23 protein-coding genes are annotated in these 23,665 nt (G+C 72.3%); 13 read left to right on the top strand and 10 right to left on the bottom strand.

Annotated elements, in window-relative coordinates; all coding sequences use genetic code 11:
* Positions 1-8: 8 nt before the first annotated feature.
* Both ACI6QG_RS03850 and ACI6QG_RS03845 read left to right on the top strand, forming a co-directional pair.
* On the top strand, positions 9-1,148 hold the full coding sequence (locus ACI6QG_RS03850; RefSeq protein WP_407023244.1) for a bifunctional 2-C-methyl-D-erythritol 4-phosphate cytidylyltransferase/2-C-methyl-D-erythritol 2,4-cyclodiphosphate synthase: 1,140 nt from the start codon (positions 9-11) through the stop codon (positions 1,146-1,148).
* Positions 1,149-1,386: 238 nt separating this feature from the next.
* Positions 1,387-2,562 (top strand): acetyl-CoA acetyltransferase, encoded by a 1,176-nt coding sequence (locus tag ACI6QG_RS03845; RefSeq protein WP_407023243.1) that lies wholly within the window; start codon positions 1,387-1,389, stop codon positions 2,560-2,562.
* Here ACI6QG_RS03845 and ACI6QG_RS03840 read toward each other — a convergent pair.
* From ACI6QG_RS03840 to ACI6QG_RS03815, 6 genes are read right to left on the bottom strand one after another with little or no spacing between them, the layout of a single operon-like run.
* Entirely contained in the window at positions 2,535-3,557 is a 1,023-nt protein-coding gene (locus ACI6QG_RS03840; RefSeq protein ID WP_407023242.1) for an ABC transporter ATP-binding protein, read from the bottom strand. The two genes, ACI6QG_RS03845 and ACI6QG_RS03840, sit on opposite strands and share 28 nt — an antisense overlap.
* Entirely contained in the window at positions 3,550-4,530 is a 981-nt protein-coding gene (locus ACI6QG_RS03835; RefSeq protein ID WP_407023241.1) for an ABC transporter ATP-binding protein, read from the bottom strand. Before ACI6QG_RS03835 ends, ACI6QG_RS03840 begins: the two co-directional genes overlap by 8 nt.
* Positions 4,530-5,432 carry an ABC transporter permease gene (locus ACI6QG_RS03830; protein ID WP_407023240.1) on the bottom strand — a complete coding sequence of 301 codons (903 nt, stop codon included), beginning with the start codon at positions 5,430-5,432 and terminating at the stop codon, positions 4,530-4,532. The genes ACI6QG_RS03835 and ACI6QG_RS03830 overlap by 1 nt, the downstream gene beginning before the upstream one ends.
* 3 nt (positions 5,433-5,435) lie before the next feature.
* On the bottom strand, positions 5,436-6,416 hold the full coding sequence (locus ACI6QG_RS03825; RefSeq protein ID WP_407023239.1) for an ABC transporter permease: 981 nt from the start codon (positions 6,414-6,416) through the stop codon (positions 5,436-5,438).
* The gene (locus ACI6QG_RS03820; protein WP_407023238.1) at positions 6,416-8,056 is read right to left on the bottom strand and encodes an ABC transporter substrate-binding protein; all 1,641 of its coding nucleotides are present in this window, start codon (positions 8,054-8,056) and stop codon (positions 6,416-6,418) included. Before ACI6QG_RS03820 ends, ACI6QG_RS03825 begins: the two co-directional genes overlap by 1 nt.
* A gap of 54 nt (positions 8,057-8,110) precedes the next feature.
* Positions 8,111-9,163, bottom strand: a complete 1,053-nt coding sequence (locus tag ACI6QG_RS03815) for an AI-2E family transporter (RefSeq protein ID WP_407023237.1) — start codon at positions 9,161-9,163, stop codon at positions 8,111-8,113.
* A 49-nt stretch (positions 9,164-9,212) separates the two neighbouring features.
* Here ACI6QG_RS03815 and ACI6QG_RS03810 point away from each other — a divergent pair, with 49 nt between their 5' ends.
* Positions 9,213-9,869 (top strand): DsbA family oxidoreductase, encoded by a 657-nt coding sequence (locus ACI6QG_RS03810; RefSeq protein ID WP_407023236.1) that lies wholly within the window; start codon positions 9,213-9,215, stop codon positions 9,867-9,869.
* Between the two features lie 58 nt (positions 9,870-9,927).
* Complete coding sequence (locus ACI6QG_RS03805; protein WP_407023235.1) at positions 9,928-10,494, top strand: acyloxyacyl hydrolase; 567 nt, start codon at positions 9,928-9,930, stop codon at positions 10,492-10,494.
* Between the two features lie 16 nt (positions 10,495-10,510).
* Here the strand turns inward: ACI6QG_RS03805 and ACI6QG_RS03800 are convergent, their stop codons facing one another.
* On the bottom strand, positions 10,511-11,236 hold the full coding sequence (locus ACI6QG_RS03800) for a FadR/GntR family transcriptional regulator (RefSeq protein WP_407023234.1): 726 nt from the start codon (positions 11,234-11,236) through the stop codon (positions 10,511-10,513).
* A 103-nt stretch (positions 11,237-11,339) separates the two neighbouring features.
* Here ACI6QG_RS03800 and ACI6QG_RS03795 point away from each other — a divergent pair, with 103 nt between their 5' ends.
* From ACI6QG_RS03795 to ACI6QG_RS03760, 8 genes are read left to right on the top strand one after another with little or no spacing between them, the layout of a single operon-like run.
* Entirely contained in the window at positions 11,340-12,251 is a 912-nt protein-coding gene (locus ACI6QG_RS03795) for a dihydrodipicolinate synthase family protein (protein WP_407023233.1), read from the top strand.
* Complete coding sequence (locus tag ACI6QG_RS03790; protein WP_491630714.1) at positions 12,251-13,819, top strand: aldehyde dehydrogenase (NADP(+)); 1,569 nt, start codon at positions 12,251-12,253, stop codon at positions 13,817-13,819. The genes ACI6QG_RS03795 and ACI6QG_RS03790 overlap by 1 nt, the downstream gene beginning before the upstream one ends.
* Positions 13,820-13,859: 40 nt before the next feature.
* Positions 13,860-14,825 (top strand): Bug family tripartite tricarboxylate transporter substrate binding protein, encoded by a 966-nt coding sequence (locus ACI6QG_RS03785; RefSeq protein WP_407023231.1) that lies wholly within the window; start codon positions 13,860-13,862, stop codon positions 14,823-14,825.
* Positions 14,825-15,772, top strand: coding sequence for a 2-hydroxyacid dehydrogenase (locus ACI6QG_RS03780; protein ID WP_407023230.1), 948 nt, complete (start codon positions 14,825-14,827; stop codon positions 15,770-15,772). The genes ACI6QG_RS03785 and ACI6QG_RS03780 overlap by 1 nt, the downstream gene beginning before the upstream one ends.
* A gap of 11 nt (positions 15,773-15,783) precedes the next feature.
* Positions 15,784-17,517, top strand: coding sequence for an L-arabinonate dehydratase (gene araD / locus ACI6QG_RS03775; protein WP_407023229.1), 1,734 nt, complete (start codon positions 15,784-15,786; stop codon positions 17,515-17,517).
* A gap of 11 nt (positions 17,518-17,528) precedes the next feature.
* On the top strand, positions 17,529-18,248 hold the full coding sequence (locus ACI6QG_RS03770; RefSeq protein WP_407023228.1) for a ribonuclease activity regulator RraA: 720 nt from the start codon (positions 17,529-17,531) through the stop codon (positions 18,246-18,248).
* Between the two features lie 28 nt (positions 18,249-18,276).
* Positions 18,277-19,356: an SMP-30/gluconolactonase/LRE family protein gene (locus ACI6QG_RS03765; RefSeq protein WP_407023227.1), complete on the top strand. Its 1,080-nt coding sequence runs from the start codon at positions 18,277-18,279 to the stop codon at positions 19,354-19,356.
* Positions 19,356-20,321 carry a Bug family tripartite tricarboxylate transporter substrate binding protein gene (locus ACI6QG_RS03760; RefSeq protein WP_407023226.1) on the top strand — a complete coding sequence of 322 codons (966 nt, stop codon included), beginning with the start codon at positions 19,356-19,358 and terminating at the stop codon, positions 20,319-20,321. The genes ACI6QG_RS03765 and ACI6QG_RS03760 overlap by 1 nt, the downstream gene beginning before the upstream one ends.
* On the opposite strand, the gene ACI6QG_RS03755 is transcribed toward ACI6QG_RS03760, so the two are convergent.
* Genes ACI6QG_RS03755 through ACI6QG_RS03745 form a run of 3 tightly spaced genes read right to left on the bottom strand, consistent with a single transcriptional unit; the run spans position 20,322 to position 22,528 of the window.
* Positions 20,322-20,696, bottom strand: coding sequence for a YraN family protein (locus ACI6QG_RS03755; RefSeq protein ID WP_407023225.1), 375 nt, complete (start codon positions 20,694-20,696; stop codon positions 20,322-20,324). It abuts the gene before it with no gap.
* Entirely contained in the window at positions 20,686-21,765 is a 1,080-nt protein-coding gene (locus ACI6QG_RS03750; RefSeq protein ID WP_407023224.1) for a threonine aldolase family protein, read from the bottom strand. Before ACI6QG_RS03750 ends, ACI6QG_RS03755 begins: the two co-directional genes overlap by 11 nt.
* 10 nt (positions 21,766-21,775) lie before the next feature.
* Positions 21,776-22,528: an SDR family oxidoreductase gene (locus ACI6QG_RS03745; protein WP_407023223.1), complete on the bottom strand. Its 753-nt coding sequence runs from the start codon at positions 22,526-22,528 to the stop codon at positions 21,776-21,778.
* Positions 22,529-22,602: 74 nt separating this feature from the next.
* On the opposite strand from ACI6QG_RS03745, the gene ACI6QG_RS03740 reads away from it, so the two are divergent.
* Positions 22,603-23,646: a C-terminal binding protein gene (locus ACI6QG_RS03740; protein ID WP_407023222.1), complete on the top strand. Its 1,044-nt coding sequence runs from the start codon at positions 22,603-22,605 to the stop codon at positions 23,644-23,646.
* Positions 23,647-23,665: the final 19 nt, after the last annotated feature.

Below are 23,665 nucleotides of genomic sequence, written 5' to 3'. Positions count from 1 at the left end.
GGCGGCGCATGAGCATCGCCGCCCTCCTCCTCGCCGCGGGCCGCGGCGCGCGCTTCGGCGCGGCCGAACCCAAGCAATACGCGCTGCTGGCCGGCCGGCCGGTGCTGCGCCACGCCGCCGAGGCGCTGCTGGCCGGCGGGCACGTCGCCACCCTGCTGCCCGTCTGCGCGCCGGGCGAGGAAGCGCGGGTGGCGTCCATCCTGGACGGGCTGCCGCACCGGCCGCCGGTGGCCGGCGGCGCCACCCGGCAGGAGAGCGTGCGCCGCGGCCTGGAGGCGCTGGAGGGCGAGGCGCCGGACATCGTGCTGGTGCATGACGGCGCCCGCCCGCTGGTTCCTCCCGGCACCCTGCCCGCGCTGCTGGCGGCGCTGGCGCAGCACCCCGGCGCCATCCCGGCCCAGCCGGTGAGCGACACGCTGAAGCGCGCCGGCGGCGGCACGGTGCCGCGCGACGGCCTGTTCCGCGCCCAGACCCCGCAGGCCTTCCGCTTTCCCGTGCTGCTGGCCGCGCATCGCGCCGCCGCCGGCGAGGCGACGGACGACGCCCAGTTGCTGGAATGGGCCGGCCAGCCGGTGGCGCTGGTGCCGGGCCACGAGGCCAACGTGAAGATCACCTTCCCCGAGGACCTCGCGCGCATGGAGGCGCTGATGACCCCCCCGATGTGGCCGCGCACCGGCCTGGGCTTCGACGTGCACCGGCTGGTGCCCGGCCGCCCGCTGGTGCTGTGCGGCGTGATGGTGCCGCACGCGCTGGGCCTGGACGGCCATTCGGACGCCGACGTGGGCATCCACGCCCTGTGCGACGCCATCTACGGCGCCCTGGCGGAAGGCGACATCGGCCGCCACTTCCCGCCCAGCGAGGCCCAGTGGAAGGACGCCGACAGCGCCCGCTTCCTGCGCCACGCCGCCGGGCGCATCGCCGCGCGCGGCGGCACGCTGGTGAACGCCGACGTCACCCTGATCTGCGAGCAGCCCAAGATCACCCCGCACGCGCCCGCGATGATCGCGCGCCTGTCCGCGCTGCTGGGCGTGCCCGAAGGCCGGGTGGGGGTGAAGGCGACCACCAGCGAGCGCCTGGGCTTCACCGGCCGCGGCGAGGGCATCGCCGCCCAGGCCGCCGTCTCCCTCTTGCTGCCCGCCGGGACCTGAGCAAAAAAAATGGGCCGCCTCCGGAGAGGCGGCCCGAGGCAAGGTTGAGGAAGGCAAAGCTGCCAGGGTGGCCGAGCCATCCCTGACACGCCGGAAATGGGACGGGCCCGCGCCGCTTCAATCCCCTTCCACCGGCGCATCAGATGACAGGCGCGTCACCTGTTGCCCATCTGCCACACCCCTTCCGGCGGCGGGGCGCGGGCTGGTATCGTGCCGGCCGCACCGGAGGACGCATCCCATGGCCCGACACGACGCCGCCATCATCGGCTGGGCGCACAGCCGCTTCGGCAAGCTGGAGGAGGCGCCCGACACCGAGGCGCTGATCGCCCTGGTGGCGCGCCAGGCCATCGCCGACGCGGGCATCGAGCCGCAGGAGGTGGACGCGGTCTTCCTCGGCTCGTTCAACGCCGGCTTCCAGCAGCAGGATTTCCCGTCCTCCCTGGTGTTCCAGGCGGTGCCGGAGCTTCGCTTCAAGCCCGCCACCCGGCTGGAGAACGCCTGCGCCACCGGCTCCGCCGCCATCCACGGCGCGCTGGACTTCCTGGGCGCCAAGCGCGGCCGCATCACCCTGGTGGTGGGGGTGGAGAAGATGACCGCCGTCTCCGGCCAGCGCGTCGGGGAGATCCTGCTCTCCGCCTCCTACCTGAAGGGCGAGGCGGGCATCGAGGCGGGCTTCGCCGGCGTCTTCGCCCGCATCGCCGAGGCGTATTTCCAGAAGCACGGCGACCAATCGGACGCCCTGGCCGCCATCGCCGCCAAGAACCACCGCAACGGGGTGGACAACCCCTTCGCCCAGATGCGCAAGGACCTGGGCTACGAGTTCTGCCGCGCCGAGAGCGACAAGAACCCCTTCGTCGCGCGGCCCCTGAAGCGCACCGACTGCTCGCTGGTCAGCGACGGCGCCGCGGCGCTGGTGATCGCCGAGGGCGACGTGGCGCAGGCGGCCCGCCGCGCCGTGCGCTTCCGCGCCACCGCGCAGGTGAACGACTTCCTGCCCATCGCCAGCCGCGACATCACCCGCTTCGAGGGCGCGCGCGAGGCCTGGGCCCGCGCCCTGTCGGACGCCGAGCTGAAGCTGGCCGACCTGTCCTTCGCCGAGGTGCACGACTGCTTCACCATCGCCGAGCTGATCGAGTACGAGGCGATGGGCCTGGCGCCCGAGGGCCAGGGCGCGCGGGCGGCGCTGGAGGGCTGGACGCAGCGCGACGGCCGGCTGCCGGTCAACCGCTCCGGCGGGCTGAAGTCCAAGGGCCACCCGATCGGCGCCACCGGGGTGTCCATGCACGCCCTGGCCGCCATGCAGCTGTGCGGCGAGGCCGGCGACATGCAGCTGCCCCGCGCCGAGGTCGCGGGCGTGTTCAACATGGGCGGCGCCGCGGTGGCGAACTACGTCTCCGTCCTCGAAAGAGGCTGATCGCGCCCCTCCTCCACCGCGTGGCAGGCGACCACGGTGCCGGGCGTGCCGCGGGCGGGCAGCATGGCCGGCACCTCGGCCCGGCAGCGTGCATTGGCCAGCGGGCAGCGCGGGTGGAAGGTGCAGCCCGGCGGCGGGCTGATCGGGCTGGGCACCTCGCCGCCGACGGGGATGCGGGTGCGGCCCGTCATCTCCAGGTCGGGGATCGCCTCCATCAGCGCGCGGGTGTAGGGGTGGCGCGGGCTGGCGAACAGCGTCTCGCTCGGCGCCAGCTCCACCACCTTGCCCAGGTACATCACCCCCACCCGGTCGCTGACCTGCCGCACCACCGCAAGGTTGTGCGAGATGAACAGGTAGGTCAGCCCCAGCCGCTGCTGCAGCTCCTTCATCAGGTTGAGGATCTGCGCCTGCACCGAGACATCGAGCGCCGAGGTCGGCTCGTCGCACACCAGGAATTCGGGGTTGGACGACAGGGCGCGGGCGATGGAGATGCGCTGCCGCTGCCCGCCGGAGAATTCATGCGGGAACTTCTCGCCGTCCAGCGGGTTGAGCCCGACCTGCGTCAGCAGTTCCCCCACCCGCTTCAGCTGCGCCTGCTTGCCCTGGATGAGGCCGAAGGCGCGGATGGGCTCGGCGATGATGTCGCGCACGCGCCAGCGCGGGTTCAACGAGGCGTAGGGGTCCTGGAAGATCATCTGCATGCGCTGGCGCCGGGAGGCGTCGGCGCGCGCTTCGGCCAGCGGCAGGCCGTCGAAGATGACCTCGCCGCGCGTCGGCGCGTAGAGCCCGACCACCAGTCGCGCCACGGTGGACTTGCCGCAGCCCGATTCCCCCACCAGGGAGAGGGTGGTGCCCTTGGGGATGGCGAAGCTGACGCCGTCCACTGCGCGCAGCGTGCGCCGGCCCTCGCGCGCGAGGGCGCGTTGCAGCAGCGGGCGGGACACGTCGAAGAAACGCGCGGCGTCGCGCAGCTCCAGCATGATCGGCTCAGCCACGGCGGTGCGCCTCCTCCGGTGCGTAGAGCCAGCAGGCGGCCAGGTTGGCCTTGGCCGGCATCAGCTCCGGCCGCTCCTCCCGGCAGCGGTCGAAGATGCGCGGGCAGCGCGGGTTGTAGGGGCAGCCCTTCGGGATCGCCGACAGCCGCGGCATCGCGCCGTCGATCTGCTCCAGCCGCGCGACGCGGTGCGAGATGGGCGGGATGGAGCCCATCAGCCCGGCGCTGTAGGGGTGGGCGGCGTGCTTCACCACCTCGCGCACCGCGCCGATCTCGATGATGCGGCCGGCATACATCACCGCCACGCGGTCGGCGGTCTCGGCGATGACGCCCATGTCGTGCGTCACCAGCATCATCGCCGTGCCCTTCTCGCGCGCCAGGGTCTTCAGCAGGGCGATGACCTGCGCCTGGATGGAGACGTCGAGCGCGGTGGTCGGCTCGTCCGCCACCACCAGCCGCGGCTCGGCGCAGAGCGCCAGCGCGATGACCACGCGCTGGCGCATGCCGCCGGAGAACTCGTGCGGGTAGCTGTCCACCCGCTGCGCCGCGGCGGGGATGCCCACCATCTCCAGCCACTCGATGGCGCGCTTGCGCGCCTCGGCCGGGTTCAGCGGCAGGTGGGTGGTGATAGTTTCCACCAGCTGGCGCCCCACGGTGTAGAGGGGGTTCAGCGTGGTCAGCGGGTCCTGGAAGATGGCGCCGATCTGCCGGCCGCGGATGCGCCGCAGCTCCTCGTAGGGCAGGTTGTCGATGCGCCGCCCTTCCAGCCGGATCTCGCCGGCGGCGATGCGGCCGGGCGGCTCCAGCAGGCCGATGATGGCGGCGCCCGTCATGGATTTCCCGGCGCCGGATTCGCCCACCACCCCCAGCACCTCGCCGGGGCTGATGTCGAAGGACACGTCGTCCAGAGCCACCAGCGTGCCGCGGCGCGTGGGGAACTCCACCCGCAGGTTGCGGACTTCGAGCAGGGCCATCAGCGGAGCTTCGGGTTGAGGGCGTCGCGCAGCCAATCGCCCAGCAGGTTGACGGACAGCACCATCACGATCAGCGCGATCCCGGGGAAGATGGTGATCCACCATTCGCCGGAAAACAGGAAGTCGTTGCCGATGCGGATCAGGGTGCCGAGGCTGGGCTGGGTGGGCGGCACGCCGACGCCCAGGAAGCTCAGCGTCGCCTCGGCGAGGATGGCGAAGCCCAGGTTGAGCGTGGCGATCACCAGCACCGGCGACATGACATTGGGCAGTACGTGCTGCGCCATGATCTTCAGCGGCGGCAGGCCGATGACGCGCGCCGCCTGCACGTATTCCTTGTTGCGCTCCACCAGCGTCGAGCCGCGCACGGTGCGGGCGAATTGCGGCCAGTTGGAGATGCCGATGGCGAAGATCACCACGAACAGCGCGATCTGGTCATGCACCTCGCGCGGGAGCGCGGCGCGCACCACGCCATCCACCAGCAGCGCCACCAGGATGGAGGGGAAGGTGAGCTGGATGTCGGCTATGCGCATCAGCACCGCGTCGGTCTTGCCGCCCAGGTAGCCGGCCAGCAGCCCCAGCGCCACGCCCAGCGTGGTGGAGAAGATGACGGCGCAGAACCCCACCAGCAGCGAGACGCGCGCGCCATACATGATGGCCGAGAGCACGTCCCGCCCCTGGTCGTCGGTGCCCAGCGGGTAGGTGGCGTCGCCCTCGCCGCTCCAGGCCGGCGGCTTGAAGGCGTCCATCAGCTGCAGGGAGGCGAGGTCGAACGGGTTGTGCGGCGCCAGCAGCGGCGCCAGCACCGCGCCGGCGATGCAGATGAAGGCCACGATGGCCGACAGCACCGTGACCGGCGAGCGGGTGAAGGACCACCACAGGTCGGAGTCGAAGAAGGCGCGCATGGCCTAGTGCCCCTTCCCGCGGCCGATGCGCAGCCGGGGGTCCACCGCGTAGTAGAGGAGGTCCACGATCAGGTTGATGGTCACGAAGACCAGCGCGATCAGCATCAGGTAGGCCGCCATGACCGGGATGTCGGCGCTGCCGACGCTCTGGATGAACAGCAGCCCCATGCCCGGCCACTGGAACACGGTTTCCGTGACGATGGCGAAGGCGATGATGGCACCCAGCTGCAGGCCGGCGATGGTGATGACCGGCACCAGCGTGTTCTTCAGCGCGTGGCCGAAATGCACCGCCCGGTTCGGCAGGCCGCGGGCGCGGGCGAACTTGATGTAGTCGGTCCGCAGGACCTCCATCATCTCGCTCCGCACCAGGCGCATGATGAGGGTGAGCTGGAACAGGCCGAGCGTGATGGCCGGCAGGACCAGCGCCTTGATGCCGCCCCAGGTGAGGAAGCCCGTGCTCCACCAGCCGATGCGCACCACCTCGCCCCGCCCGAAGGAGGGCAGCCAGCCCAGCCAGACGCTGAAGGTGAGGATGAGCAGGATGCCGATCAGGAAGGTGGGCAGCGACACGCCGACCAGCGAGAAGGTCAGGAAGAAGCGCGAAAGCCAGGAATTGCGGTAGAGGCCGGTGTAGACCCCCATCGGCACCCCCACCGCGAGGGCGACGAAGGCCGCGCACAGCGCCAGCTCCAGCGTCGCCGGCGCGCGCTCGGCGATCAGCTCTGCCACCGGGCGGGACAGGCGGTAGGACAGGCCGAACTCCCCCTGCGCCGCGTTGCCCAGGAAGGTGAGGAACTGCACGAAGAAGGGCTTGTCCAGGCCCAGGTCCCGGATCAGCGCCTGGCGCTGCGCCTCGGTGAAGTCCTGGCCCAGCATGATCGCCACCGGGTCGCCGACATAGGCGAACATGGCGAAGGAGATCAGCGACACCACCAGCATCACCGGCAGCGCCTGCAGCAAGCGGGAGATGACGAAGGCGAACATCAGTTCACGACGACCCAGCGGAACTGCGGCTCGTTGTTGGCCATGTGCGGCATCTGGATGTTCCCGCGCAGCGCCCAGGGAATCACCTGGTGGTGCAGCGGGATGTGCGGCACGTCCTCGCGGTACAGGCGCAGCGCCTCGCGCATCGCCGCCTGGCGCTCGGCGCCCTGCTGGGTCTTCATGCGGCCGATCAGCGCGTCCATCTGCGGGTTGGAGTAGCGGCCGTAGTTCCAGATGCCGTCGCCCTGCGCCGCGGTGCGCGTGGCCAGCAGCGACTGGAAGGAATACAGCCCGTCCAGCGTCGGCACGCCCCAGCCCAGCATGTAGATGGAGGTGTCGTCGCGCTGGATCTTGGCGAAGAACGGCGCCAGCGGCATGGCGTTCAGCCGCGTGCGCACCCCCACCCGCGTCCACATCGCCGCGATGGCCTGGCAGATCTGCTCGTCGTTGATGTAGCGGTTGTTGGAGCAGTCGAGCGTGATCTCGAACCCGTTGGGGTAGCCCGCCTCCGCCAGCAGCGCGCGCGCGCGGGCGGCGTCGAAGGGCAGGCGCACGTCCTCCTCCCGCGCGAAGCCCTGCACCTGCTCGGGAAACAGGGTGCCGGTGGGCACCGACTGGCCGCGCATGATGGTGCGCTGGATCGCGGCGATGTCGATGGCGTGGTAGAGCGCCTGCCGCACCCGCAGGTCGCGCAGCGGGTTGCGGCCGCGCACGTCGGAATACAGCAACTCGTCGCGGAAGGTGTCCATGGCGATGAACAGGGTCCGCACCTCCGGCCCCTCCAGCACCCGCGTGTTGGGAGAGCTGCGCAGCCGGTTCAGGTCCTGGATGGGCGGATCCAGCACGAAGTCCACCTCGCCTGAGAGCAGCGCGGCCACCCGCGTGGCGTCGGAGGCGATGGGGCGGAACTGGATCTCCGTCACGTTGCCGGTGTTGCCCGGCTCGCGCCAGCCCCACCATTCGGGGTTGCGGCTCAGCACCGTGCGCACGTCGGGCTCGCGCAGGGTCATGCGGAAGGCGCCGGTGCCGTTGGTGTTGCGGACGGTGTGCATCTCCTCGCGCTGGCGGGTGTTCTGCGGGCGCACGGCGTTGTGCCGCTCGCTCCAGGACTTCGACACCATGAACACCGAGGCCAGCTTGTTGGGCAGGATGGGGTCCACCGCCTTGGTCACGATGTCCACGGTGAAGCGGTCCACCGCCTCCGCGCGCTCGATGGTGTCCACGAAGATGCCGAAGTTGCTGGTCGGCTGCAGGGCGCGGGTGATGGAGAACACCGCGTCCTCGCTGGTGAAGTCCTCGCCCTCGTGGAACCTCACGCCCTGGCGCAGCACGAAGCGCCAGCGCGTCGGCTCCACCTGCGTCCAGGACAGGGCCAGCCCCGGTTCCAGCTGCAACTGCTGGCCGCGGGCGATCAGCGGGTCGTAGATCTGACGCAGCACCATGGAGACGGTGCCGACGTTCTGCGAATGGGGGTCCAGGGTGTTGGGGTCGCCGCTGGCCGCCCAGCGCACCACGCGCGGCTGCGCCTCGGGGCGCGGCTGCGCCTCGGGGCGCGGCTGCGCCTCGGGGCGCGGCTGGGCATCGGCGTTCGCGGCCAGGCCGAGCACCGTCGCCGCGGCCAGCATCATCCGTCGCATCATCGGGTGTTCTCCCCCTTGCAGCCTCCCCGTCGGCCGTGCCCCGGGAGATTCCCGCTATAGGCCGGTGCGCGGCGGCGTGGAAGCCCAGTCCTTCAGCAGCGAATAGCCCAGCGCCAGCACCACCGGCCCCAGGAACAGCCCCAGGAAGCCGAAGGCGAACACGCCGCCCAGCGCGCCCAGGATGGTCAGCAGCAGCGGCAGGTCCGCCCCGCGCGCGATCAGCCAGGGCCGGATGACGTTGTCCACCGAGGAGATGCCCAGCGCCCCGTACAGCGCCAGGAAGATGCCCCACCCCGTCGAGCCCGTGGCGAACAGCCAGATGGCCGCGGGGATCCACACCACCGGCGCGCCCACCGGCAGGATGGAGATGCAGCCCGCCACCACCCCTAGCAGCGCCCATTGCGGCACGCCGGAGATCCACAGCCCGAAGGCCGTCATGAAGCCCTGCACGATGGCGGTGCCCAGCAGCCCGAAGACCACGCCCTGCGTCACCGCGGCCGTCGTCTCCCACAGGTGGTCGGCGCGGTCGCCGGCCAGCCGGCGCAGGATGGCCTGCGACCGCGCGGCGATCGCCGGGCCGTCGCGGTAGATGAAGAAGGACAGCAGGATGGCGATGATGACCTCCGCCAGCCCCGACAGCACCGCCAGCAGCACGGACAGCGCCCCCTGCGCGATGGTGCCGGCATGCGGCTCCAGCGCCGCCGCCAGCCCGCCGATGTCGCCCGCGAAGCTGCCGGCCCAGCCCGCCAGCCAGGGCCCGGCGAAGGGGATGCCCGCCAGCAGGGGCGAGATGTCGGGCGGGCCTTCGCGCAGCACGCGCTCGATCCAGTCGCGGATGCCGTCGATGTCGTCGCGCCGCACCGGGGCCGCCAGCAGGATCGGCAGCGCGATCACCACGAATTCCAGCAGCACCATCACCAGCGCAGCCGCCGTCGGGCGCAGGCGGGCGCGGTCGGTCAGGAAGCGGAAGGCCGGCCAGGTGACGAACACCAGGATGACGGCCCAGAGCAGCGCGGAGACGAAGGGCCGCAGCACCAGGAAGCAGGCGGCCGCCAGCAGCGCCGCCGCCGCCAGACCGATGACCTTGGCGATCGACTCGTCCCGCATGCCCACGGTTTGCCGCAACCACGGCGCTTCGGGTAGTCTTTTCACCGCCGTGAACGTCCTGGCCCCGCAGCCCCCCCGCCTGTCCATCGAGGTCGTGTTCGACTTCGTCTGCCCCTGGTGCCACCTGGGGGTGGCCCGGCTGCTGCGCCTGCTGGCCGCCCGCCCGCACTGGAACGCCGACCTGCACTGGCGGCCCTTCCTGCTGAACCCCGACATCGCGCCCGGCGGCGCCTCCCGCGCCGATTGGCTGTCCCGCAAGTTCGGCGGCGAGGAGCGCGCCCGGCGCCTGCACGGCGCCATCGCGGAACTCGGCGCCGCCGAGGGGCTGGCCTTCCGCTTCGACCTGCTGCGCCGCATCCCCTCCTCGCTCGACGCGCACCGGCTGCTGCGCTGGGCCGGCCGGCAGGGGCCGGCGGAATCCCTGGTCTCGGCCATCTTCCGCGCCCATTTCGCCGCCGGCCAGGACATCGGCCAGCCCGCCGTGCTGGCGGCGCTCGCCGCCGCCGAGGGGCTGGACGGCGCGGCCGCCCACCGCTTCCTGCTCGGCCAGGGCGAGGCCGAGTGGGTCCACCTGGAGAACCTGCGCGCCCACCGCCTGGGCATCAACGGCGTGCCCTGCTTCCTGGTGGACGGCCAGCACGCCATCGCCGGCGCCCAGGAGGCGGACGTGCTGGAACGGCTGATCGAGGTGGCGCTGGCCCATTGAACCGCCCCCGGTTCATTGTCCATGCTGCAGCGCAGTGCCGCCACCAGGAGTCATTCGCTTGCGCCACGCCGCCCTGCTCGCCGCCTGCCTGCTCGCCCTGCCCGCCGCGGCCGAGGACCTGCCAGCCGGGTTGGAGCTGCGCGTCGGCCTGATGGCGCATGACCCGGGCTTCCTGGACGGCAAGGAGTCCGGCGCGCTGGTGAACGCGGAGGTGCTGCTGCCCTCGCCCTTCCCCGTGCCGGCCGCCACGCCGCGCTGGGCCTGGCTGCTGCGGCCGCGCCCGCATCTCGGCGGCTCGCTCAACACGGCGGGCGACACCTCGCACGGCTATGCCGGGCTGACCTGGACCGCCCTCCTGGGGCGCGACGCCCTGCGCCCCGGCGATGCCATCCGCCTCGACCTGTTCGGCGGCGGCGCGCTGAACGATGGCCGCCACGGCACCCGCGAGCCCGACCGCAAGGCGCTCGGCGGCAACCTGCTGTTCCGCATGGGCGGCGAGGTCGGCTGGCAGTTCACCCGCCACTGGTCGGTGTCCGCCTATGTCGAGCACCAGTCGAACGCCGGGCTGGCGCGGCGCAACCAGGGCCTCAACAGCACCGGGCTGCGGCTCGGCTACGCCTTCTGACCTGTCAGGCAGGCTGTTAGGCGTCGCGCTGGCCGTCGGTGACGCGGCGGCGGGCGCGGTGCAGGTGGTGGGCCATCGCCAGCGACGCCGCCTCCGGGTCCTGCGCCTCGATGGCTTCCAGGATGGCCTCGTGCTCCTCCACCACCCGGCGCGCGCGCTCGCGCGAGCCGGCGCGGGTCAGGCCCAGCGCCACGCTCATGGTGCCGCGGATCGGGCCGGCGAGCGCCTCCAGCATCGCCACGAACAGGTCGTTGCCGCTGGCCGCCGCCACGGCGCGGTGGAAGCCGTAGTCGGCCGGGGCCGCGACCTCGCCGGCGGCCATCGAGGCGCGCAGCGCCTCCAGCGCCTCGCGGATGGCGCGCAGGTCCTCCGGGCCGCGGCGGCGGGCAGCGAGCGCCGCCGCCTGCGCTTCCAGCCCCACCCGCACCTCCAACGTGCGCAGCAGCCCGGGCACGTCCGTCACCTTGGCCAGCCGGGTCAGCCCCTCCGGCGGCCGGCGCTGCACGAAGGTGCCGGAACCCTGGCGGGTGCTGACCAGCCCGTCGGCGTGCAGGCGCATCAGCGCCTCGCGCACCGTGGGGCGGGAGACGCCGAAGTCTCGGCAGATCTGGTTCTCCGAGGGCAGCTTGGCGCCCTCGGCCAGGGCGCCGGAGGCGATGCGCTCCAGGATCTGGCCGTAGAGCTGGTCGCCCAGCCGCCCCCGCGCGGGGCGCACCAGCCCCAGATCCTCCGCATCGCTCATCACGCCATCCTGCACGGAAACGCCGCCGGCGCAAAACCTGTCTGACAGGTTGACGAGTGCCATCGGCCCGTGACAGATGCCGAGGACCAAGGAGGAACGCCCGATGACCGACATCCGCCAAGCCCTGACCGGCATCTCCGGCATCCTCGTCACGCCCTTCGAGGGCGATGACCAGCTTGCCCCCGCGCAGCTGCGCCCGGTGGTGGAGCGCGCGGTGACGGCCGGCGTCCATGTCCTCACCGCCAATGGCAACACCGGCGAATTCTACGGCCTCTCCGCTGCCGAGGCCGAGCGCATGGTGCATGAGGCGGCGTCCCTGATCGCCGGCCGGGTGCCGCTGGTCGGCGGCGTCGGCCGCGCCCTGCCCGATGCGCTGGCCCTTGCCCGCGCCTCCCGCGCCGCCGGTGCTTCGGCGCTGATGGTCCACCAGCCGCCCGACCCCTTCGTGGCGCCGCGCGGCGTGGTGGAGTACGTGCGCCGCATCGCCGACGCCGTGCCGGGCCTGCCGCTGGTGCTCTACCTGCGCAATGACGGCATCGGGCTGGACGCCATCGCCGCCCTCACCGCCATCCCGGGGGTGGTGGGGGTGAAGTGGGCCTCCCCCACCCCGCTGCGGCTGGCCGAAGCCATCCGCCGCGCCGACCCCGCCATCATCTGGGTTGGCGGCCTGGCCGAGCCCTGGGCGCCGCCGCTCTGCGCCGTGGGTGCGCGCGGCTTCACCTCCGGCCTCATCAACGTGTGGCCGGAGCGCTCGGTGGCCATCCACGCCGCGCTGGCGGCCGGCGACTACCCCAAGGCCAATGCCCTGATCGCCGAGATGGAGCCCTTCGAGGCGCTGCGGGCCGAGGAGGGCAACGGCGCCAATGTCTCCGTGGTCAAGGCGGCGCTGGCCCTGCTGGGCGAGGATTGCGGCCATGCCCGCCCGCCCGCCGCCTGGCCGCTGAGCGAGCGCCAGCACGCCACGCTGCGCCAGGCCCTGCAAGGCTGGGGCCTGTTGGCGAAGGAGGCCGCGTGATGCTCGCGGGCGCCATGCTCATCGGCGGCGAGGCGGTGCCGGGCACCGGCCGCCCCATCCGCGCCGTCGCCGCCGCCACCGGCGCGCCGATGGACCCGCCCTATCCCGGCGGCGGCGCCGCCGAGGTGGAGCGCGCCTGCGCCCTGGCCGAGGCCGCCTTCGACACCTTCCGCGAGACGACGCCCGAGGCCCGCGCCGCCTTCCTCGAAGCCTGCGCCGCCAACATCGCCGCCCTGGGCGACGCCCTGACCGAGCGCGCCATGGCGGAGACCGGCCTGCCCCGCGCCCGGCTGGAGGGCGAGCGCGGCCGCACCGCCGGCCAGCTTCGCCTGTTCGCTGCCATGCTGCGCGAGGGCTCCTGGGCCGAAGCGCGCATCGACCCCGCCCTGCCCGACCGCCAGCCCCTGCCCCGCGCCGATTTGCGGCTGCGGATGATTCCGTTGGGGCCGGTCGCGGTGTTCGGCGCCTCCAACTTCCCGCTCGCCTTCTCCGTCGCCGGCGGCGACACCGCGGCCGCGCTGGCCGCCGGCTGCCCGGTGGTGGTGAAGGCGCATTCCGCCCATCCCGGCACCTCTGAGATGGTGGGCCAAGCCATCGCTGCCGCGGTGCGCGACTGCGGCCTGCCCCCCGGCACCTTCGCCATGCTGTTCGGCTCCGGCGGCGAGGTCGGGCAGGCGCTGGTGGCCGACCCGCGCATCAAGGCGGTGGGCTTCACCGGCTCGCGCGCCGGCGGCACGGCGCTGATGCGCACCGCCGCCGCGCGTCCCGAGCCCATCCCGGTCTATGCCGAGATGTCCTCCATCAACCCCGTCGTGCTGCTGCCCGCGGCGCTGGAAGCGCGCGCCGAGGCGCTGGCCGCCGGCTTCGTCGGCTCGCTCACCATGGGCGCCGGGCAGTTCTGCACCAATCCCGGCCTGGTCCTGGCGCTGGACAACCCGGCGCTGGACCGCTTCATCGCCGCCGCATCGGCCAAGCTGCGCGAGGCGCCGGCCCAGGTGATGCTGACGCCCGGCATCCTGCGCGCCTACACCGAGGGCGTGGCGACGCTGGCCGGCCATGCCACGCAGCGCGCCGAGGGCCAAGCGGCGACCGGCCTGCAAGGCGTCGCCGCCCTGTTCGAGACGGATGCCGCCAGCTTCGCCGCCAACCACGCCCTGGCCGAGGAAGTCTTCGGCGCCGCCTCGCTGGTGGTGCGCTGCCCGGACCTCGCCACGCTGGCGCGCGTCGCCGCCGCGCTGGAAGGCCAGCTGACCGCGACCCTGCACCTCGACGCGGCGGATCACGACGCGGCGCGCGCCCTGCTGCCGGTGCTGGAGCGCCGGGCCGGCCGCGTGCTGTGCAACGGCTGGCCCACGGGCGTGGAGGTCAGCCACGCCATGGTGCATGGCGGGCCCTATCCGGCGACCTCGGACGGGCGCTCCACCTCGGTCGGCACGCTCGCCATCGGGCGGTTCCTGCGCCCGGTCTGCTACCAGGACCTGCCGGATGCGCTGCTGCCGCCGGCCTTGCGGCAGGCCAATCCGCTGGGCCTGCCGCGCCGCGTGGACGGGCGCTTTACACCGGCCTGACGCCCGCCGCACCCTGATGCCAACGAAGGAGGAAACGCCAATGACCATCACCCGCCGCGCCGCGCTGGCGCTGCCCCTGCTGCCCGCGGCCATCCTGCCGGCCCGCGCCCAGCCCGCCTGGCCGTCGCAGCCCATCCGCATCATCGTGCCCTTCGCGGCCGGCGTGTCGGACAACATCGCCCGCCTCGTGGGCGCCGAGATCAGCAAGGTGCTGGGCCAGCCGGTGGTGGTGGAGAACCGCCCCGGCGCCGGCGGCAACATCGGCAGCGAGGCCGTGGCCCGCGCCGCGCCGGATGGCTACACGCTGGTGCTGGGCACCATCAGCAGCCACGCCATCAACCCGGCCATCACGCCGCGCATGCCCTATGACAACATCCGCGACTTCGCGCCGATCACGCAGCTTTCCTCCCAGCCCAACGCCATCGCCGTGCCGGCCTCCTCCTCCGCGCGCGACATCAACGGGCTGGTCGCGGAGCTGCGGCGCGACCCCGGGCGGCCCTTCGGCACCTCCGGCGTCGGCACCTCCGTCCACCTGGCCGGCGCGCTGTTCCAGCAGCTGACGAACACGCAGATGGACCACGTGCCCTATCGCGGCTCGGCCGGCGTCACCACGGCGCTGATCTCGGGCGAGCTGCCGCTGGCCTTCGACAACCTGTCCTCCGTGCTGCCCTTCCACCGCGAGGGGCGCATCCGCATCCTCGGCGTCACCTCGAAGGAGCGCGTGGCCGCGGCGCCCGAGATCCCCGCGGTGGCCGAGACGGTGCCGGGCTTCGAGAGCCTGTCCTGGCATGGCCTCTTCGCCCCCGCGCGCACGCCCGGCGCCATCGTGCAGCGCCTGCAGCGCGAGGCCGCGGCGGCGCTGGCGCTGCCCGCCATGGCGTCGCGCTTCGCGGAACTCGGCATCACCCCGGTCGGCTCCACGCCGGACGCCTTCGCCGCCTTCGTCGCCAGCGAGACGCAGCGCTGGGCGCAGGTGGCGCGCACCGCCAACATCCGGCTCGACTGATGGCGAAGCTGCTCGTCGCCCGCCGGGTGCCCCCTGCCGTCGCCGCCCGCGCGTGCGCCGAACACGACGCCACCGTGACCGAGGTGGACCTGGACGCCGAGGCCGCCATCGCCGAGATGGCGCGCATCGGCGCCGAGGCGCTGTTCACCGGCCCGCGCCTGCGGCTGACGGCGGCGCACGTCGCCCGCCTGCCCGCCAGCCTGCGCGTCATCGCCAATGCCACCGCCGGAGTGGACCACATGGACGTGGCCGCCGCCCGTGCCCGCGGCATCTCCGTGACCAACGCGCCCGACGTGCTGACGGAATGCACGGCGGACCTCGCCTTCCTGCACATCCTCGCCGCCTGCCGGCGGGTGCGCGAATACGCGCGCATCATGGAGGATGGCTGGCGCAAGCCGACGGGCATGCCGGACAACCTCGGGCTGCGCGCCTCGGGCCGCACGCTGGGCATCGTCGGGATGGGGCGCATCGGCCGGGCGGTGGCGCAGCGCGCGCGCGGCTTCGGCATGCGCGTGCTGTATCACAACCGCACGCGGCTGGACGCGGCGCTGGAGGATGGCGCCGCCTACCTGCCCACGCTGCACGCGCTGCTGGGCGCGGCCGACATCGTCTCGCTGCACCTGCCCGGCGGGCAGGGCACGCTGATGGGTGCCGCGGAATTCGCGGCGATGCGGCCGGGCTCCGTCTTCGTCAACACCGCGCGCGGCTCGCTGGTGGATGAGGCGGCGCTGCTGGCGGCGCTGCACTCCGGGCACCTCTTCGCCGCCGGGCTGGACGTGTTCCAGGACGAACCCGCCTACAACCTGGCGCTGCGCGACCACCCGCGCATCTTCCTCACCCCGCACGTGGCCTCCGCCACGGAGGAGACGCGCGACGCCATGGGCTTCTGCGCGCTGGACAACATCGCCGCCGTGCTGGCCGGCCACCCCGCCCCCAACCCCGCCTGAGAGACGACGCCATGACCCGCAAGAGCCCCGCGGACCTCCGCTCCCGCCGCTGGTTCGGCCCGGCCGACCTGCGCTCCTTCGGCCATCGCTCGCGCGCCATGCAGATGGGCTACGCGCCGGAGGAGTGGCAGGACAAGCCGGTCATCGCCATCCTCAACACCTGGAGCGACCTGCAGCCCTGCCACACCCACTTCAAGACGCGGGTGGAGGACGTGAAGCGCGGCATCCTGATGGCCGGCGGCTTCCCGGTGGAGCTGCCGGCGCTGTCGCTGAGCGAGAGCTACCTCAAGCCCACCAGCATGCTCTACCGCAACATGCTGGCGATGGAGGCGGAGGAACTGCTGCGCTCGCACCCCGTGGACGGCGCGGTGCTGATGGGCGGCTGCGACAAGACCACGCCGGGGCTGATCCTCGGCGCGACCTCCATGGACATCCCGGCCATCTACGTGCCGGCCGGGCCGATGCTGCGCGGCAACTTCCAGGGCAAGCACCTGGGCTCGGGCAGCGATTCCTGGAAGTACTGGGACGAGCTGCGCGCCGGCACCATCACCGACAAGGACTGGCTGGGCGTCGAGGCCGGCATCGCCCGCAGCCCCGGCACCTGCATGACCATGGGCACGGCCAGCACCATGACCGCCATCGCCGAGGCCGCCGGCTGGGTACTGCCCGGCGGTTCCTCCATGCCCGCCGCCGATTCCGGCCATATCCGCCTGTGCAGCGAGAGCGGGCGGCGCATCGTGGAGATGGTGTGGGAGGACCTGAGGCCCTCGCGCATGCTGACGCGCGCCTCCTACGTCAACGCCATCGCGGTGGCGATGGCGATGGGCTGCTCCACCAACGCCATCATCCACCTGATCGCCATGGCGCGCCGCGCCGGGCTCGACATCGGGCTGGACGATTTCGAGGCGGCATCCCGCAAGGTGCCGGTGATCGGCAATGTCCGTCCCTCCGGCAAGGAATACCTCATGGAGGATTTCTACTATGCCGGCGGCATCCGCGCGCTGATGGCCAACATCCGCGAGCACCTGGACCTGTCCTGCCTGACGGTGAATGGCCGCACGGTCGGCGAGAACATCGAGGGCGCGCGTTGCTTCAACGACGACGTGATCCGGCCCACGGCGAACCCGATCTACGGCGAGGGCTCGCTGGCCGTGCTCAAGGGCAACCTGGCGCCCGATGGCTGCGTCATCAAGCCCGCGGCGATGGACCAGAAGTTCCTCAGGCACCGCGGCCCGGCGGTGGTCTTCGACGACTACCCTTCGATGAAGGAGGCCGTCGAGGATGAGAATTGGGACGTCACGCCCGACCACGTGATGGTGCTGCGCAACGCCGGCCCGCTGGGCGGCCCCGGCATGCCGGAATGGGGCATGCTGCCCATGCCCAAGGCGCTGCTGAAGCAGGGCCACCGCGACATGCTGCGCATCAGCGACGCGCGCATGTCCGGCACCTCCTACGGCGCCTGCGTGCTGCACGTGGCCCCCGAGAGCTTCGTCGGCGGCCCGCTGGCCCTGCTGCGCACCGGCGACATGGTGAGCATCGACGTGGATGCGCGCCGCATTGACATCGAGGTGAGCGACGAGGAACTCGCCGCCCGCCAGGCCGCCTTCCAGCCGCCCGAGCGCCGCTACGAGCGCGGCTATGGCTGGATGTTCAGCCGCCACATCCAGCAGGCCAATCTGGGCTGCGACTTCGACTTCCTGCGCAGCGACTTCGGCGCGCCCGTCCAAGAACCCGTGATTTACTGAGGATCGCCGCCATGGCCCTTTCGGATGCCACCCGCGCCAAGCTCAAGCGCGTCTCCACCGCGACGCTGGCCACCGCGCTGTTCAAGCGCGGCTTCCGCCAGCAGATGATCCAGGACGTGCGCCCGCTGCACGCGCCCGGCACGGAATCCATGGTGGGCGAGGCCTTCACCGTCCGCTACATCCCGGCGCGCGAGGACCTGAACACGCTGGAGGTGTTCAAGGACCCCGAGCACCCGCAGCGCAAGGCGGTCGAGACCTGCCCGCCCGGCCACGTGCTGGTGCTGGACAGCCGCAAGGATGCCCGCGCCGCCTCGGCCGGCGGAATCCTGGTGGCGCGGCTGCACGCGCGCGGCGTGGCCGGCGTGGTGACGGATGGCGGCTTCCGCGACAGCCTGGAGATCGCCACGCTGGGCATCCCGGCCTTCCACAACCGCCCCTCGGCGCCGACCAATCTGACGCTGAACCACGCCATCGCGCTGAACGAGCCCATCGCCTGCGGCGACGCCCCGGTGTTTCCCGGCGACGTGCTGGTGGGTGACGGCGACGGCGTCATCGTCCTGCCCGCCCATCTGGCCGACGAGCTGGCCGACGAGGCCACCGAGATGACCGCCTACGAGGATTTCGTCACCGAGCGCGTGAAGGCCGGCCATCCGATCCGCGGCCTGTATCCGGCGACGGACCCGAAGAACCTGGAGATCTTCGCGGAGTGGCGCAAGGCCAACAACCGCTGAGAACGCAGCAAGGGAGGAAGCAAGGACAATGAACACCACATCACGGCGCGGCGTCCTGGCCGCGGGCGGGGCGCTGCTGGCAGCCCCTGCCCTGGCGCAGGTCTTTCCCTTCACGCCCAACCAGCGCTACCCCGATCCGGCGGTGCAGGTGCTGGACCCCAGCTTCGCGCGTTACCGCATCTACTCCTCCACCGTGGAGCAGATCGCCAGCGGCATGCGCTGGGCGGAGGGGCCGGCCTACTTCCCCGCCACCGGCACGCTGCTGCTGAGCGACATCCCCAACAACCGCATCATGCAGTATGACGAGCGCACCCGCCGCTTCGGGGTGTTCCGCGAGAACGCGAACTACGCCAACGGCAATGCCCGCGACCGCCAGGGCCGCCTCGTCACCTGCGAGCATTCCGTGACGCGCCGGGTGACGCGCACCGAGCATGACGGCCGCATCACCACCCTAGCCGACAGCTTCGAGGGCAAGCGGCTCAACGCGCCCAACGACATCGTCGTGCGCTCCGACGACAGCATCTGGTTCACCGACCCCGTCTTCGGCATCAACGGCGAATGGGAAGGCAGCCGCGCCCAGCGCGAGCAGGCCAACACCAACGTCTTCCGCCTCGCGCCCGACGGCCGGCTGACCGCCGTCATCACCGACCTGGTGAACCCCAACGGCTTGGCCTTCAGCCCAGATGAGAGCAAGCTCTACGTCGTCGAATGGCGCGGCACGCCCAACCGCTCCATCTGGCGCTACGACGTGGCGGCGGATGGCAGCGTGTCCAACAAGATGAAGTTCGTGGACGCCGCCGACCAGGGCGCGCTGGACGGCTTCCGCGTGGACCGCGACGGCAACCTGTGGTGCGGCTGGGGCTCCAACGGCGCGCTGGAGGCGACGCCGCGCGAGGCGAATGGGCGGCAGGTGTATAACTTGCGCGGCCGCTCCGAGGACCTGGACGGCGTGATGGTCTTTAACCCCGAGGGCAAGGCCATCGGCTTCATCCGCCTGCCGGAGCGCTGCGCCAACCTGTGCTTCGGCGGGCCCAAGGGGAACCGGCTCTACATGGCCTCCTCGCACTCGCTCTACGCGCTATACGTCGAAGCGCACGGGGCGGTGTGATGCGGCGCCGCTCTTTCCTCCTCGCGCCGGTGGCGCTGCCTGTCGTCGCCCTGGCGCAGACCGGCTGGCCGCAGCGCGCGGTCACTATCGTGGTGCCCTTCGCCGCCGGCTCGTCCTCGGACATCATCGCCCGCGCCACGGCGCAGCAGATGTCCGCCACGCTGGGCCGCCCCTTCGTGGTGGAGAACCGCCCGGGCGCCACCGGCGAGCTGGGCGCGCGCGGCGTCATCCGTTCCGCGCCGGATGGCCATACGCTGATGCACGGGCCGATCAGCGTCTGGGCCATCAACGTCGCGCTGCGGCCCAAACTGGGCTACGACCCGGTGCGCGAGCTGACGCGCATCACCCAGACGGTGCGCACGCCCAACATCCTGGTGGTGAACCCGCGCCTGGTGCCGGCGACCGACCTGCCCTCGCTGCTGGAATGGATGAAGCGGCCGGGCAACAACGTCTCCTACCCCTCCTCTGGCGTCGGCTCCTCCGACCACCTGACGGGCGAGATGTTCAAGATCGCTACCAGCACCGACATGACCCATGTGCCCTACACCGGCGGCGGCCCGGCGATGACCAGCATCATCGCCGGCGACACCCAGGTCAGCTTCCAGAACCTGGGCGCCGTGATCCCGCACATCCAGGAAGGGCGGCTGCGCGCCATCCTCACCACCGCCGAGGCGCGCTCGCCCGTGCTGCCCAACGTGCCGACGGCGGGCCAGGCCGGGCTGCGGGACTTCGTGGTCTATTCCTGGCAGGGCTACGGCGCGCCGCCCAACATGGATGCGGCCCTGCTGCGCGAGGTCCACGCCGCCATCACCGCCGCCCTGCGCGCGCCGGCGGTGGCGACGCGGCTGACCGACCTGGGCTTCGACATCGTCGCCAGCACGCCCGAGGAGTTCGCCGCCTTCCAGGTGGGGGAGATCGAGCGCTGGCGCCAGGTGGTCCGCGCCGGCAACATCCGCGCCGATTAGCTACATCCGCCGCAGCGCATCCACGATGCGCCGCGCGCTGCCATCGGCGGCGACGAGGATGATGTCGAAGCGCATCCCCGCCGCGCCGTGGCCGGGGTTGCGCGCCAGCCAGATCTCGGCCGCCGCCATCAGCCGCGCGCCCTGACGCGGCGTCAGGGCGAAGGCGGCCTCGCGGAAGGAGGGGCGCGCCTTCACCTCGACGAAGGCCAGCACGCCATCCCGCTCGGCGATCAGGTCCAGTTCCCCGGCCGGCGTGCGGCAGCGGCGGGCCAGCACCGCCCAGCCCTCGGCCACCAGCGCAGATTCGGCGATGGCTTCCGCATCCAGCCCGGTGCGATGCGCAACGTGGCCACGCCGCGCCCGGTCAGGCGGCAAGCAGCGCCTCGCGGATGGCGGCGACGGCCTCCGGGATCATTTCCGCCGTCACGTCCAGGTGGGTGCAGGCGCGCACGCGGCCGCCGAGCGCGCTGACCCAGATACCCTTGGCGATCAGGCGCTGCTGCAACTCCGGGATGGGGACGCCGGTGCCGGCGATGTCGAAGAAGACCAGGTTGGTTTCCGGCTCCTCCGCCACCACGCCCTCGATCTGCGCCACGCCGCGGGCCAGCGCCTTGGCGTTGGCGTGGTCTTCGGCCAAGCGGTCCACGTGGTGGTCCAGCGCGTGCAGGCAGGCGGCGGCGCAGACCCCGCCCTGCCGCATCGATCCGCCCAGCCGCTGCTTCCAGCGCCAGGCCTGGTCAATGAATTCGCGCGAGCCGCAGAGCACTGCGCCCAGCGGCGCCCCCAGCCCCTTGGTGAAGTCCAGCCAAACGGAATCGTAGCCCGCCACCATCTCGGCCGGACTGATGCCGGCGGCGACGGTCGCGTTCAGCAGCCGCGCGCCGTCCATGTGCGTCGCCCAGCCCTGCTCATGCGCGATGGCGGCGAGTTCGTTCAGCGTCTCCAGCGTCCACACCGCGCCCCCGCCGATATTGGCGGTCTGCTCCACCTCCAGCAGGCGCTGCGGTGGGGCGTAGCGGGTGCGCGGGCGGATGGCGGCGCGCAGCTGCTCGGGCGTGAACATGCCGCGCGGGCCGTGCAGCCCCATGATCTGCACGCCGGTCAGCGCGGCGTGGGTGCCGCCCTCGCTGTGCAGGATGTGGCTGGTCTCATGCGCCACCACCTCGTCGCCCTTGCGGCAATGGGTGAGGATGGCGATGACGTTGCACATGGTGCCCGACGGCAGGAAGACCGCGGCCTCCTTGCCCGTCAGTTCCGCCATGCGGTCGCAGAGCGCCCAGACCGTCGGGTCGTCGCCCATCTGCTCGTCGCCGGTGTCGGCGCGCAGCATGGCCTCCAGCATCGCCGGCGTCGGGCGGGTCTGGGTGTCGGAGTAGAGGTTGATCCGCGGCTTGGGGGCGCGCGGGTCGGGGCGGGGCGGCGTCCAGTGCAGGCTCTCGTACATGCCGCGCAGCCTACAGCTTCCGCGCGACCTGGGCGAGGTAGCCGCGGTTGCGCGTCGGCGTGATCCAGACCTCGTTGATGCAGATGTGCGCTGGGCGGGTGGCCAGGAAGACCACCAGCTCGCCGCAATCCTCCGGCTGCACCATCTCGCGCAGTTCCCCCTCGCTCAGCGGGTTGGGGCGCTTCTCCAGGATGGGGGTGCGCACCTCGCCGGGGCAGAGCGCGGTGGAGCGGATGCCGTTGGCGCATTCCTCGATGTTGATGGAATGGCTCATCGCCACCACCGCGTGCTTGGCCGCCGTGTAGCCCGGCCCGCCCATCGGCGAGACGTTCCGCCCGGCCATGGAGGCGGTGTGGATCATCACCCCGTCCCCCTGCGCGCGCATCATCGGCAGCATGGCGATGGCGGCGTGGAAGGCGCCCATCACATTGGCCTCCATCAGCTCGCGCACGCCCTCCGGCGCCAGCTTGGCCCAGGCGCGCTGCACGATGTTCAGCCCGGCATTGTTCACCAGGATGTCGCAGCGCCCGAGGCGCGCCTGGATGGCATCCGCCACGCGCTGCACGGCGGTGGCATCGGCCATGTCGGCGGCCTGGACATGCGCGGCGGCGCCGATGCGCGCGGCCACCGCCTCCAGCTTGGCCACGGTGCGGCCGGAGAGCACCACCGTCGCGCCCTCGGCCGCAAGGGCCAGCGCCGCGGCCTCGCCGATGCCGCTGCCCGCGCCCGTCACCCAGGCGACCTTGCCGTCCAGCTTGCCCATCCTGCCACGCCCTCCCTTTGCGAACAGGCTAACCCATGCTGCACTCCGGGCAACCCGAGGAAAGGGACCGAGGAATGGCCAAGTTCACCATCGTCACGCCGGCTGGCGCCAGCTTCACCACCGCCGGCGGCGGCTACGCGCTGGAGATGGAGGCGCTGTCCGGCCTGGACGCCGAGATCGTCGAGGCGCCGACCGACACCGCCGGTTTCATCGCCGCGGCGAGGGAGGCGGACGCCATCTACGGCAAGGGCATCCCCATCACCGCCGAGATCATCGGCGCCCTGACCAAGTGCAAGGTAATCAGCCTCGGCTCGGTGGGGGTGGACAGCGTGGACGTGAAGGCCGCCACCGCCGCCGGCATCCCGGTCACCAACATCCCCGACACCTTCATCGAGGAGGTGGCCGACCACGCGCTGACGCTGCTGCTCTCCACCTTCCGCCGCGTCATCGAGCAGGACCGCATGGTGCGCGAGGGCCGCTGGAGCGAGGGCCGCCCCGCCCTGCTGAAGATCCCGCGCCTGTGGGGGCAGACGCTGGGCCTCATCTCCTTCGGCCGCGTCGCCCGCGCGGTGACGCGCCGCGCCAGGGGCTTCGGGCTGAACGTGGTGGCCTACGACCCCTTCGTCGAGGAGAGCGTGATGCATGAGATGGGCGTCACGCCCGTCACGCTCGACCAGTTGCTGGCGCAGTCCGACTTCGTCTCCATGCACGCGCCCGCGCGGCCGGAATGCACGCACATGCTGCGCGCCGAGCACTTCCGCGCGATGAAGCGCAGCGCCATCTTCCTCAACACCGGGCGCGGGCCGACCGTGGATGAATCCGGGCTGATCCAGGCCTTGCAGGAAGGCTGGATCGCCTATGCCGGCCTCGACGTGCTGGAGGTCGAGCCGCCCTCGCACAACAACCCGATCCTCTCGATGGACAACGTCATCCTCTCCGCCCACACCGCCTCCGCCTCCGCCCGCTTCGACGAGGCGCGCAAGCGCCGCGTCGGCGCGGAGCTGGCGCTGGTGGCGCAGGGCAAGTGGCCGATGTCCTGCGTGAACCCGGCGGTGCTGCAATCCACCAGCCTGCGCCGCTGGCAGCCGGTGGCGATCGGGCGCGGGCCGAACAGCTAGCCGGGCGCCGCCGGGCGCG

This window comes from Sabulicella flocculans (assembly GCF_045449635.1).
In the GTDB taxonomy this organism is placed as follows: Bacteria; Pseudomonadota; Alphaproteobacteria; order Acetobacterales; family Acetobacteraceae; genus Roseococcus.
The sequence above is the reverse complement of the archived record's forward strand: the minus strand, read 5'-3'. Positions and strand labels throughout refer to the sequence as shown.